Source organism: Ruegeria sp. O11 (assembly GCF_056535285.1).
This window is the reverse complement of record NZ_JBQERS010000002.1, coordinates 90,779-103,264: the sequence shown is the minus strand read 5'-3', so window position 1 is coordinate 103,264 and position 12,486 is coordinate 90,779. Positions and strand designations below refer to the sequence as shown.

The following is a 12,486-nucleotide window of genomic DNA, read 5'->3' as shown; positions in this document are numbered from 1 at the left end:
ATCTGCGGGTTAAGCACACTATCACTTTAATGCCGCTAATAGCAGCCATTGATCATGTGTTCGGAGAAAGGCTCCTCTTAGATTGAATTAACCAATTCTATAATCACCAACCGCTACCAGATTTTTGATCGAGGTGCCCAGTCAGTTCTGTTTGAAACTCGGCTGGGCTTTTAAACAGTCACAGCAGATTGGATCGGATAAACGTGGACAACTGCTATCGTTTCTATGCGTAGTTAGCCGTTCTTTTGGTTCTTTTCGGCATCCCGAAACCGCCGCACGAGATAATCTACGAACGCGCGGGTTTTTGGTGCCAGATTCCGTCTTTCGGCAAACATTACGACAATATCTGTGCTGGGTGGTGCATACTCAGGCATGACGTGGACAAGTTCGCCGGAGCTAAATTTAGTGTTTGCCATATAGCAGGGCAGCCGTGCGATCCCGATGCCAGCAAGAGCGGCTCGAAAGACGACATCGGTGCTGTTTCCCTCAAAACTTCCCGTTGCTTCAAATTTTTCGCCTGGGTTCGGTTCGATGCTGTTCCAAGCGTTCCGTTGGCTTCTCCCAGCAACTCTCAAGCAATTGTGCTCAGCCAATTCGGCAAAACTCGACGGTGTTCCAGAACGCTCAAGGTATTCAGGTGAGGCACATAGCACCCTTCGACTCTGCATAATGCGCCTGATGACCATATCTGGATTCTTGCGTTGTTCCGCAAAGCAGATCGCCGCATCGAACCCTTCACTCCGAAGATCAATTTCTCGGTCGGTCAGATCCAGAGACATTTGAACCTCTGGGTTCTCATTCATGAACTCTGGCAGGGCAGGAATCAGTTGGGACTTACCGAATGCAACAGTCGACGCGATCCTGAGTTCTCCACGTGGGACACCGTCAAAGCTGTGGATCATCGCTTTGGCTTCATTGAATTTGTCAGCCATTGCTTTGCATTTTTCATAGAAATCTTGGCCTTCTCGCGTCGGAGAGACACCCGTTCTGGTGCGATTGAGAAGGCGGTAATGCACCTGATCTTCAAGTAACCCGATCTGCTTACTTACTGCCGATGGGGTCTGCCCCATTGATCTAGCAGCCGCAGAGATGCTGCCCTGCTCGACAACCGTCGTAAAGATTAGCATTTGCGCAGAAATGTCCATGTCGTGACCTTTGCTGTTCCAATATGGCATGTGGCCTTTGCCAAATTGTCGAATTGTGAGCGCTACCAAATACCCTTATCTCTGCATTGCAGCATAAATACTGCATTGCAGCAACGGACGAGGCAATATCATGGCAATTACTCGATCAAACAGCGGGCTAGATGTCGTTTTTGAAGCTGGGCGCACGTTCTTTCATCAAAAGCTGGACACGATACGCAGGGCACAGGCCAAACGCAGGGTTTATCGCGCAACGTATTATGAGCTCTCGGTGCTATCTGACCGCGACTTAACAGATCTGGGTATTCCGCGCAGTGGCATCAAAAGACTTGCTATGGAGGCTGCGTATGGCTGCTAACACCGAAACGGCTGGTACAGATCGTGGTCACGCCATCGGCCTATCAATCAGCTTCTTGGCGTGGATCGGAACCACGGCAAATGCTGCCTTGAAGGCGCTTCAAATGGCCCGGATGCTCTCCACACTTTCGAATATGAACGACTATCAGCTCGCTCAGATCGGAATTTCGCGATCCGATATCCCGGAATATGCCGCGAAATTGATGGCTGACGAATAGAGAAGTAGACCCTCAGGATAGAAGATTGCACGAAATTTGCTGGTCCTCGCTCCTCCCAGAGTAAGCCAGCAAAAGCGGCGGCGAAAAAGCCAACAGGGAGCGCCAACGCAAAGGGCCAGCATTTTCACCTCCTCCCGAAAATGCTGGCCCAAACCACCCTGCCAAGCAGGAGCCGCGAAAAATGAGAGGTAGGAGAGACATCATAATGGTCAGGATTACCGTCACCACCGAGATGAAGATGTGAAACCGGAAGGCGTATGTGTCGCCTCAAACCATCCCGCTGGTGTCCACAATTTGTTGAATTCAGTGGTTGTCTCGAGGCAGTGACTTACGCGCGATGTCGCGATAGGCGTCAGCATTGCGTAGGTTCATACCCTTGTCAAAAGGTTGCACCAGATCACGGAAATACTGTTGCCAAGGAGATTGGCTTTCGGGCACGGGATATCCACCGTTGTGGATTAACAGTTCCTTGCGCCGCTCAAGTTCCGCATCGGAAATCAGAATGTTGACTGTGCAGGTGTTAAGATCAACGCGGATCCGATCCCCTGTTTGCAGAACTGCTAGGCCACCATTGTCGGCGGCCTCTGGTGCAGCGTTAAGGATTGATGGCGAGCCAGAGGTGCCAGATTGGCGCCCATCACCTATGCAGGGTAATTCCTGAACGCCTTGCTTCAAGAGATAAGATGGCGCACGCATATTCACGACTTCTGCTCCACCGGGATACCCTTTGGGGCCGGTTCCGCGCATAACGAGAATGCAACGGGTATCGATATCCTGAGAAGGGTCGTCAATGCGCTTGTGAAAATCTTCGGGTCCATCAAAAACAACTGCACGACCCTCAAACGCGTTGGGATCATCGGGATTGGAAAGATAAGCTTTTGCAAATTCTGGCCCGATGACACTGGTTTTCATCAACGCGCTGTCAAATAGATTGCCCTTTAGATTGATAAACCCTGCCTTGTCTTTCACCGGGGCATCAACAGATTTGATGACGTTGGAATTTGTGCTGCGCCGGCGCGTGCAGTTGTTGGCTATGCTGTGCCCGTTGACAGTTTTGGCCTCTGCATGAGGTAGGCGACCAGCTGCAATCAGCTCTGCGATCACGGCAGGAACACCGCCAGCGCGGTGGTAATCTTCACCGAGATATTCGCCTGCGGGCTGTAGATTGACCAAAAGTGGCACATTGTGCCCCAAAGCCTGCCAGTCATCATTGTCAAGCGACACACCTAGATGGCGCGCAATTGCATTTAGGTGAATAGGCGCATTGGTGGATCCGCCAATGGCGGAGTTAACCACGATAGCATTCTCAAAGGCCGCGCGCGTCATAATGTCAGACGGGCGCAGATCCTCCCACACCATTTCAATGATGCGTTGTCCGGTCTCATAGCTGATCTGACCGCGTTCGCGGTATGGGGCCGGAATGGCCGCCGCGCCTGGTAGCTGCATGCCGAGTGCTTCGGCCAAGCTGTTCATGGTGGTGGCGGTTCCCATGGTGTTGCAGTACCCCACCGAGGGAGCAGATGCTGCGGCGGCATCCATGAATTCATCAGCAGAGATTTCTCCGGCAGCAAGGCGTTCGCGAGCTTTCCAAATAACAGTGCCAGACCCTGCACGCTTCCCCTCGTGCCAACCATTGAGCATCGGCCCCACAGACAGAGCGATGGCTGGAATGTTGACCGTTGAAGCTGCCATCAGAAGTGCCGGTGTCGTCTTGTCACAGCCAATCATCAACACCACGCCATCAATCGGGTAGCCGTACAGCGTTTCAACCAAACTCAGGTATGCCAGATTACGGTCGAGCATGGCGGTGGGTCGTTTGCCAGTTTCCTGAATGGGATGGACCGGCACTTCGATGGCTGTGCCTCCTGCTGCGATGATTCCGTCGCGCACCCGTTTGGCGAGCTCCAGATGGTGGCGATTGCAAGGGCTTAGGTCGCTGCCCGTCTGTGCAATTGCGATGATAGGTTTACCGGATTGCAGTTCTTCGCGCGTGAGCCCGTAGTTGAGATAACGTTCCAAATAGAGCGCGGTCATTTCCGGATCGCTCGGATTGGCGAACCATTGACGTGATCTGAGGTTCTCGGGCTTAATACGCGACATGCGTGCCTCCTAAGTCTTGGTCGTGTGTCGGTTAGATCTTTCGACTTTTGAACATACCAAACAGCGCAAAGGCGGATCCTGATATTGGAGCCGCGCACAGTAGCGGAAACTTGTCTGGCTCCACGTTTTTGAAACGCGCTTCCCAAAGTTCACCGCCAACAGACTATGACAGTCCACCACGCACCTGGGCCAAAGCGTCTTTCGAAGCAGCAGCCATCAAACGGGCATCCGACGCGATTGTGACGAACTGGAACCCCATTTCGATGCGCTTCAAAGCGTATTCCGGTGTTCCGTTATGGCAGCCAGCGAACTTCCCATACTCTTTTGCCTTGGCGGCTATCAGTTCAATGGCCTCGGCCACGGGGGGCTCGACCTCATCGAATACCGGGCGGCAACCTAAAGCCAGGGAAAGATCGGAAGGTCCGATGTACACGGCATCGAGCCCTGGAACCGACAGTATGTCTTCAAGGTTGTCGAGACCTTGCAGAGTCTCGATCATCGCAAAGACGACGATCGTGTCATTGGCATGCTGCGGGTAGTCTGAACCTCCGTACAAGAGGCCTCGGGTCGGCCCAAGACTCCTTGTTCCGTTGGGCGGGTAGTGTGTCCACGCCACAAGATTCTCGGCATCTTCGCGGTTATTGATCATTGGGCAAATAACGCCGTAAGCCCCGGCATCGAGCACCTTCATCAAAATACCGGGCTCGAGCCACGGCACGCGCGTAACTGGGACGGTATCGGTTGTCGAAATTGCAGTGAACATCTCGACCGCCTTTTGGTAGTCGATTACGCCATGTTGGATATCAACAGTAAGCGTGTCCCATCCCTGATGCGCCATGGTTTCGGCCGAGAAACCGCTTGGGATCGCCAGCCATCCATTAACTACAGGCCGTCCGGCGGCCCAATGCTCTCTAATTTTGTTTGGTCGCATCAGTTTACCTTTTCAGAATGTCCACCCTTATGGGCTGATCGGATTGGAGCTATTCTTCAAGAATGCCCTGACCACAGAACTCTCCGCCCTGATAAACTGCGGAAACTTCGTCTTTCGCAGGTGGGGTGCATTCGGCATCGATACGGGCGCGAAACGTCTCGGAGTTGTCTTTTGGCTTCCAGCCCAGAAAGCTTGTTTCACGATTGTCCCACCAGGATGCGTCGTTGTTCGAAGCACCGTAGACAATCGGACATCCCAAGCGCGGAATAGTGAAAACACTCTCTATAAGAGATATCAGATCATCGTAACTCAACCAGGTTGCAAGCATGCGATGGTTCTTTGGTTCCGGAAAGGATGAACCGATGCGGACCAATGCCGTCTCGATCCCAAACTTCTCAAAATAGAGCCTTGCGAGAGCTTCTCCGAAGACTTTTGACACGCCATAAAGACCATCGGGCCTTACCTGTGCATTTGCATCAAGCCGCGTTGTCTGTTCGTGAAAGCCAATCGCGTGATTTGAACTGGCAAAGAAAATCCTCGGCGTAACCGACGATTTTCGGGCCGCTTCATAGAGATTGAATACACCGTCGATATTGGATTGTTTTATAGTTTCCCAAGGTGCTTCGATCGATTGCCCCCCCATGTGAACAATCCCATCGCACCCTTCAACCATGGCCTCAACCGCATCTTTGTCGCCCAAGTCGCAAAACATAATTTCTTCATTTGCACCGGCGGGGCCCACATCCTCCCGCGCGCCAAGGCGAATCGTGGTAGCGAGGCCGTGTAAGCGAGACCGGCAAACCGACCCTAGTTTGCCGTCCGCGCCCGTAATCAAAAGTTTGTTTAGCATATTGAATATCTCACTTTTTGCAGGCGGCGATCACGTCGCTACAGATTGGAAACCGTATAGTTCTTCGGCGTTTTCTACGAGAGCGAGGTGACGCGCGCGGTCGTCTGGAAACCATTTCAGAACCGTGTCGAGCAACGCGGCGTCGTTAGGGTAGTCCGAGGTTTTTGTCGCCGAATTGTGAGGAAAATTCGTTCCCCACACAATGCGCTCGGGGGCATGGGCTGCCATGATCCTCGAAACTTTAGCTACATCTGAATAATGCGGTTCGCCTTCGATGGAGGACTCATAGCAACCAGCAAACTTGAACCAGCATCTACCGCCGTCGACAAGGCGTTTGAGCATTCCGACTTCATCGCCATCAGACGCGAGACCCCTTAAGAATTTCCCATGGTGGTCCAAAACCCATCTGGACCGTAGTTGTAAGAGCCTCTCAACATGGTCCGAAATATCTGAGCCATCGAACTGAATCGCAATCATCCAGCCCGCGGCAAAAGCACGGGCATCGACCTCTTCGAGCTGGTTGAGACCAACCGCGCCCCCTGGCAGATCCACGATACGCGTCCCAACGGCCCCTCCATCCTTGAGCATTTCAAGTTCTGCGTCAGAGGTCTCACCGTCTATTGCGGCGACCCCGCGTGCCTCCCCCCTGGTTTCATTGAGCGCTGCCAGCAAATTTGCATTGTTTGTCTGATGTGCATTTCCTTGCGTGATGACAAACCTGTCGATGCCAAGCCAGCCCATGACTTGTCGGTACTCTGATAACCCAGGCTGGCCCTCTGGTAGGCCGGGACCATTTGGCAGTGCTGGAAACCCGGAAAGATAGACGTGAAGGTGTGTATCAATGGCGCCTGCAGGCAGCTTGATCTCAGGGGTACGGCCAGAGAAGCTGCGTTCGATCATTCGAGGTCTCCTATGGCGAACTCTGCCAATGCATTACGGTTTATCTCAATACCCAGACCCGGTTTGTTCGGAATTGCGATTACACCGTTTTCATGTTCGATCGGGTGGGTGACTATCGCCTGCCTGAATGGGTTGTGCGTTCGATCAAACTCAAAAATCGGTTCGATTGGATTGCGTCGTGGCGGGTCTGGTAGTAGGGCCGAAACAAACTGAAGGCTCGCAGCGATTTGCACCGCTGTTCCCCAAACATGCGGAACAACACGTACGCCGTGAAGAGCCGCCATATCAACGACCCGGCGCATCTCCGAAAAACCACCAGTGCCACACAAGTCTGGCTGGGCGATATCGATACATCCTGTTTCCAAGGGCTCACGGAACGCAAATCTGCCATGCCAAGTTTCGCCGCCAGCAACCGGAATAGGTTGACCGGCGCGAACACGACGGTACGCGTCAAGTTGTTCTGGAATGACCGGTTCCTCGAACCAATCGATATCGAACTCTGCCGCACGGTTGCCCAGAATGATCGCTTCTTGGATCGAGTACCCGTGATTTGCGTCAATCATCAGACGAGTATGCGTTCCGATCGCTTCACGCACCGCCTTGATGACTGCAAGATCTTCTTCCACCCCAAAGCCAATCTTGATTTTAACTGCGTGGAACCCTGCAGCGACATGGGCTGCGCATTCCTCGGCATTGTCCGAAATACGATCGACCCCGTCGCGCCGAAATGACCCGGTCGCATATGCCTTTACTGTGTCCCGAACACGTCCCCCGAGAAGCACCGAAACCGGAACGCCAAAGTGGTGACCCTTGATATCCCACAAAGCGACATCAATTCCTGAAAGTGCGGTCATTGTGAGACCGCGCTGCCCTTGGTCTCGTAGGAGATTATACAGGCCTTGCCAGAGAACTTCCGTATCCAGCGGATTGCGGCCAATTAAATTGGGCGCATAGGCCTTTACGATCGCAGCGTTTGGCTGCGCTGGCCCCAAGCACTCGCCCCAACCCGTTGTTCCGTCGTCACAGATAATCTCGACCAAAACATGTTGGCGTCGCGTGAAACGAGTTGCTGCGCTCTCGAAGGCGGTCTCAAGCTTGTAGTCAAGAAGATGTGTATGAACCTCGGAAATCTTCATTTACACATCTCCAACTGGGCCGCGTCCCGAGCCAGAGTTTCGATACCCGCCCAATCACCCACGGCGATAAGATCTTTGGGCGCCACCCAACTGCCTCCAGCACAAACCACGTTCTTCTGCGACAGATATGAGCCTGCATTCGCCGCGCTGACCCCACCCGTAGGGCAGAAGGAAACCTGCGGCAAAGGCCCGCCAATAGCCTTGAGTGCCGATACCCCGCCCGAGGCCTCGGCTGGAAAGAACTTGAGCATATCATAGCCTCGCGCCAAAAGACGCATCGCCTCAGACGCAGTCGCGGCCCCGGGCAGGAGCGTCAATCCTTCGGCTTCACAAGCCGCAAGAATTTCATCGGTTGCACCCGGAGAGACACCGAAGGTAGCGCCGGCCTCTTTGGCGGCCCTAACATCTTCGGGGGTTTTCAGTGTGCCAGCCCCCACATGTCCACCCGGGACGCCGCTCATGACCCGAACGACCTCGAGAGCGGCAGGGGTGCGCAACGTGACCTCCAGCGCGGGCAAACCGCCTGCGATTAGTGCCTCGGCCAATGGTCGGGCTGTTGCGACATCATCAACCACCAAAACCGGTACAATTGGCGCGAGCGAACAGATTTCTCGGGCCCGTAAACTCGCTGCCTTTGGAGAAACAGTCATCTGGACAAATTATCCTTTAGGTGGTTGCATCGTGTAACCGATCCGACTGTGAAGCGGTACGAGTTGCACAGCGCGTTTTCTAAGCCAGACGAGACAGTTAAAATTTTGGCGGCGGTCGCCGAGTTGTCAAGCAAGCCGGATCCCGTAAATTCAAACGCTGCAACAGCTGTCTCTCTCGGCGACCCGAATTCTCTGTTAATCCGTTTCTGCCCCAGTTCATTGCAGTAATTTAAGCCCAACGCGACGATCCTCTTAGCGGGTGAAACCTGAGGGGAATTGAATTTGTCCCTGTTTTGGACAATGCGTGGCTGCGATTCAGACATCAGTCAGAGAGCCGTGCGCGCCAGACCTCAAATCGTTCAAGAACGTCTGGGTCGGTTGCAGGATAAAGCCCGATTACGGAGGTGTTTTTTCGCACCTCTTCCAGAACGAAGCGTTCGAACAGCTCCATTGGGCCTGCCTCGATCGCAATGTCATCTGCAAGGTGACGAGGGATAATCATGACACCATCGCTGTCACCCAGAACGATGTCACCGGGATAGACCGCCACGCCGCCACACCCAATTGGCAAACCGATATCAACTGCATGATGTTTCGTAAGGTTGGTCGGGGCAGACGGTTTTGCAGCAAAGACTGGCATCTCAAGTGCTGCGGCACCGTCGGCGTCGCGAATGCCACCATCCGTGACAACGCCCGCTGCTCCGCGCATTTCCAGTCGCGTTAAAAGGATCGAACCTGCCGAGGCCGCCGTGGCGTCCTGCCGACAATCCATTACCAATACAGCGCGTTCAGGACATGTTTCCACGGCCACGCGCTGCGGGTGATCTGGCTCACGAAACGCCTCGATCGGATCGGTGTCTGGCCGTGCAGGAATGTAGCGCAGTGTAAAAGCCGGGCCCACAAGGGTGGGCTTGCCCTTGCCCAATGGGGCAACGCCTTGAACATAGGCGTTTTGATAACCGCGTTTGTAAAGCAGCGTTGCCACGGTTGCCGTGCTGACCTTTGACAAGCGATCAAGCGTATCCAGATGCAGTTTGATTGTTTCGGCAGGCTGAGGGTTCGGCATGGGCTGGATCCTTCTGCTAGGGCTGTAGGCAACTGTCGAGCAGGCTTTGGTTGATGGGAACAAGTGCACCTTTGCCTTGCACGACATGCCCTGCCAGTTTGCAGGCCAGCGCTATGCTGTCAGGCAAGGGTGTGTCCGTTGCCAGCCCCGCCAGAATGCCAGCGTTGAAACTGTCGCCTGCAGCAGTCGTATCCACAACCGAGGCCAGAGGCGGAACATGGACTGAGCCCTCTGCGCCGCCGGTACGATACAGGACCGTTTCTGCGCCATTCTTGACAACGATCGTTTCCGCGCCCGCCCTTGCATAGCGCTGCAAAGTGGCCGCGGGTTCCTGATCGCTGAACCAACGTGCCTCGTCCTCGAACGATGGCAAAGCGATATCGCTAACTGCGGCGGCCTGCATGATGTTCTCGGTCATCTCAGAGGGACTGTCCCAAAGATGCGGGCGCAGATTGGGGTCGAAGGCAATCCGTTTTCCGGCGCGCCGCGCTGACTGAGCAACGTCGAGCAAGGCGGCGCGCCCTTCAGGGTTCAAGATTGCCAGAGTGATGCCCGAGAAATAGATGAGATCTGATTGCGTCATGGCGCGGGCAAGTGCTTGCTTGTCTTGGGCCAACAGGCGTGCGGCCGACTGGCCGCGCCAATAGGTAAAACTGCGTTCCCCGTTGTTTAGCGTGATAAGATACAACCCCACTGAACGGTTTGGCACGATCCGCACCTGCTGGGTGTTGACCCCGCTTTCGCGCATCGCATCCAGCATACGGGACGAGATGGCATCATCTCCGACGGCGGTAAAATAGGACAAGGGCGTTTCGGGTGTGAGTTGGGCCAGATACCAAGCTGTATTGAACGTGTCTCCGGCGAACCCCATTTGATACGTGCTTGGCGCGTCAGTTGGGGCCATTTCGGCCATGCATTCACCTATCGCGAGAATTCGCATATTCCGGTTTCCAGTACTTCGAAGTTTGACAAACGGTAGCGTTCGACAATTAGGTAACCTGTTCTGCAGTGGTCACGAGAACAGCATCCCACCATTGATATCGACATTGGTCCCGGTCAGATAAGCCGAGTCCTCGCTTGCCAGAAACGCCACGAGGTTCGCAACGTCCTGAGACTGGCCTTGCCGCTTGAGCGGCGCAGCGGCTTCTAGCCCCCGACGGCCTGCATCGGGAGTATGGATGTTATGGAAATCCGTGTCGATCATGCCTGGGCAGATTGCGTTGACACGGATATCAGGACCCAGTTCTTTTGCAAGACTACGGGTGAGCGTCATGACCCCGCCTTTTGACGTTGCATAAGCCGACGCACCCGGGCCACCACCGTCGCGACCCGCCTGACTGGCGATGTTTACAATGGCCCCGGATTTCATATGCAGCAGTGCCGCTTTGACCATAAGAAACGTGCTGGTCAGGTTGAGATCCATGACAGCCTGCCAATGCTCAAGCGACATCTCGGCGATTTTCTTGCGCGCGATCAAACCTCCGGCATTGTTCACCAGAATGTCCAGGCTGCCATAGGTATCGACCGTCTTGGCGATCAACGCATCGACCTCTTCGGGTTTGTTCAGGTCGCCTTGCATTGCAAACGCCTGTCCACCGATCTTTTTGATCTCGGCTACGGTTTCCTCGGCGCCGGCACTACTGGCGAAGTAGTTCACCGCGACATTCACCCCTTCGGCGGCGAGTTTGACAGCGCAGGCGCGCCCGATATCGCGGCCACCACCCGTGACAATTGCGGTCTTACCCTGAAGTCTCATGGTTGCTCTTTCCCGTTCAATTGGTGCTGCTATGCGTGACTGATGGATCTGACGCTAAAGCTTGGCAAAATAGTCGAAGATTTCCGGCACGTTGCCGTCGCCCATGCCTGCGTCCGCGGCTGCCTGAAGGTTGTTCGCGGTTCCTTCAGCGATCTCGGCACGAGTGCCCACGTCCTCGGCCAGCTTCAGGAAGTATCCAAGATCCTTGTTGGCGTTGTTAATCGAAAACCCCAAATCGCTGACACCATCCACCGCGTAGTTCTTACAAAACTGCATAAAGGGGGAATTGGACGGTCCAGCTGACATGATGTCAAAAAGCTGCTGTTTGTTAACCCCTGAGCGTTCAGCCACAGCAAAGGCTTGGCTCATGGTGCAAGCTGTCGTCATGCCCATATAATTATTGATGAGCTTGGTCACATGGCCCGCACCCAGTTCGCCGAGGTGAAAGACATTTTCCCCCAGTACATCCAGGACAGGTTTCACCTTCTCAAAGGTGGCTATATCGCCTGCTGCCATGATGTTCAGCAAACCATCCTTGGCGTGCGCGGGTGTGCGTCCCAGCGGCGCATCAATCATACCAGCACCTTTTGCGGCCAAGTCTGCGCCGATTTTGCGTGTGGACGCTGGGATCGAAGTTCCAAAGTCAATGACCACAGCACTATCTTTGATGCCTGCCAGGATGCCGTCATCTCCGTAGATCAGGCTTTCGACGACATCGGATGTTGTTACACAAAGCATCACGATATCGCTGTTTTCAGCAAGCTCTCGTGGCGTTTTAACCTCTACAGCACCGCGGTTGACTGTGGCTGCGACGGCTTCCTTGTTCCGACCCATAACAACCAGATCAAAACTGTTGTTTTGCAGGCACTCTGCCATGTTACCGCCCATAAGACCGAGGCCGATGAAACCGATGACGGGTTTTGTCATATCTGACTCCTTAAACTCTTTCCAATTGGGCTTCGCAGAGCGCCGTGACCCCTGCCTGCGCAACTTCGAGATCCTGAGCTGGCGAGCCCGAGCTGACACCGATCCCGCCAACCACCTGTCCGTCGACGGTCACGGGAAGGCCACCTGCAACGGTCACCATTCGTCCGCCGAGCGTTGAGGAAATTCCGTGTGCGGCCATGCCAGGCTGATTTGCTTCACCAAGAGCATCGGTTCCTTTTTGGATACCGGTTGCAGTGAAACTCTTGTCGATGGCCAAAATGATGCTGGTAATCTTGCCACCATCCATCCGCTCAAACGCGATGAGGTTGCCGCTTTCGTCTGTAACGGCAATACACATCGGTACACCGATTTCCTGCGCCTTGGCTCGCGCTCCTGCGATCAACTTGCCCGCGTCATCGATGTCCAGGCGTCTTATTGTCAGCATCGCCTCAT

14 protein-coding genes are annotated in these 12,486 nt (G+C 54.4%); 2 read left to right on the top strand and 12 right to left on the bottom strand.

Features of this window, described 5'->3' with window-relative positions; genetic code table 11:
- Positions 1-233: 233 nt before the first annotated feature.
- The gene (locus ACRZ91_RS06890) at positions 234-1,145 is read right to left on the bottom strand and encodes a LysR family transcriptional regulator (RefSeq protein ID WP_480903590.1); all 912 of its coding nucleotides are present in this window, start codon (positions 1,143-1,145) and stop codon (positions 234-236) included.
- Positions 1,146-1,275: 130 nt separating this feature from the next.
- On the opposite strand from ACRZ91_RS06890, the gene ACRZ91_RS06885 reads away from it, so the two are divergent.
- Both ACRZ91_RS06885 and ACRZ91_RS06880 read left to right on the top strand, forming a co-directional pair.
- Positions 1,276-1,500 carry a DUF1127 domain-containing protein gene (locus tag ACRZ91_RS06885; protein ID WP_366552209.1) on the top strand — a complete coding sequence of 75 codons (225 nt, stop codon included), beginning with the start codon at positions 1,276-1,278 and terminating at the stop codon, positions 1,498-1,500.
- Positions 1,490-1,717 (top strand): DUF1127 domain-containing protein, encoded by a 228-nt coding sequence (locus ACRZ91_RS06880; protein ID WP_480903586.1) that lies wholly within the window; start codon positions 1,490-1,492, stop codon positions 1,715-1,717. The genes ACRZ91_RS06885 and ACRZ91_RS06880 overlap by 11 nt, the downstream gene beginning before the upstream one ends.
- Positions 1,718-2,020: 303 nt before the next feature.
- Here the strand turns inward: ACRZ91_RS06880 and ACRZ91_RS06875 are convergent, their stop codons facing one another.
- The 11 genes from ACRZ91_RS06875 to ACRZ91_RS06825 form a co-directional block, all read right to left on the bottom strand.
- On the bottom strand, positions 2,021-3,817 hold the full coding sequence (locus ACRZ91_RS06875; RefSeq protein WP_480903583.1) for an IlvD/Edd family dehydratase: 1,797 nt from the start codon (positions 3,815-3,817) through the stop codon (positions 2,021-2,023).
- Between the two features lie 163 nt (positions 3,818-3,980).
- Entirely contained in the window at positions 3,981-4,748 is a 768-nt protein-coding gene (locus ACRZ91_RS06870; protein WP_480903581.1) for an HpcH/HpaI aldolase family protein, read from the bottom strand.
- A 49-nt stretch (positions 4,749-4,797) separates the two neighbouring features.
- Entirely contained in the window at positions 4,798-5,598 is an 801-nt protein-coding gene (locus ACRZ91_RS06865) for an NAD-dependent epimerase/dehydratase family protein (RefSeq protein ID WP_480903578.1), read from the bottom strand.
- A 30-nt stretch (positions 5,599-5,628) separates the two neighbouring features.
- On the bottom strand, positions 5,629-6,498 hold the full coding sequence (locus tag ACRZ91_RS06860) for an amidohydrolase family protein (RefSeq protein WP_480903575.1): 870 nt from the start codon (positions 6,496-6,498) through the stop codon (positions 5,629-5,631).
- Positions 6,495-7,634, bottom strand: a complete 1,140-nt coding sequence (locus ACRZ91_RS06855) for a mandelate racemase/muconate lactonizing enzyme family protein (protein ID WP_010437300.1) — start codon at positions 7,632-7,634, stop codon at positions 6,495-6,497. The genes ACRZ91_RS06860 and ACRZ91_RS06855 overlap by 4 nt, the downstream gene beginning before the upstream one ends.
- Positions 7,631-8,284: a bifunctional 4-hydroxy-2-oxoglutarate aldolase/2-dehydro-3-deoxy-phosphogluconate aldolase gene (gene eda / locus ACRZ91_RS06850; RefSeq protein ID WP_480903571.1), complete on the bottom strand. Its 654-nt coding sequence runs from the start codon at positions 8,282-8,284 to the stop codon at positions 7,631-7,633. The genes ACRZ91_RS06855 and eda overlap by 4 nt, the downstream gene beginning before the upstream one ends.
- A gap of 322 nt (positions 8,285-8,606) precedes the next feature.
- Positions 8,607-9,350: a ribonuclease activity regulator RraA gene (locus ACRZ91_RS06845; RefSeq protein WP_480903569.1), complete on the bottom strand. Its 744-nt coding sequence runs from the start codon at positions 9,348-9,350 to the stop codon at positions 8,607-8,609.
- A 16-nt stretch (positions 9,351-9,366) separates the two neighbouring features.
- Positions 9,367-10,290, bottom strand: a complete 924-nt coding sequence (locus ACRZ91_RS06840) for a sugar kinase (RefSeq protein WP_480903567.1) — start codon at positions 10,288-10,290, stop codon at positions 9,367-9,369.
- 72 nt (positions 10,291-10,362) lie between these two features.
- On the bottom strand, positions 10,363-11,106 hold the full coding sequence (locus tag ACRZ91_RS06835) for an SDR family NAD(P)-dependent oxidoreductase (protein ID WP_480683053.1): 744 nt from the start codon (positions 11,104-11,106) through the stop codon (positions 10,363-10,365).
- 54 nt (positions 11,107-11,160) lie between these two features.
- On the bottom strand, positions 11,161-12,033 hold the full coding sequence (locus ACRZ91_RS06830; RefSeq protein ID WP_480903563.1) for an NAD(P)-dependent oxidoreductase: 873 nt from the start codon (positions 12,031-12,033) through the stop codon (positions 11,161-11,163).
- 10 nt (positions 12,034-12,043) lie between these two features.
- Positions 12,044-12,478, bottom strand: a complete 435-nt coding sequence (locus tag ACRZ91_RS06825) for a GlcG/HbpS family heme-binding protein (RefSeq protein WP_170519537.1) — start codon at positions 12,476-12,478, stop codon at positions 12,044-12,046.
- Between the last annotated feature and the right edge of the window lie 8 nt (positions 12,479-12,486).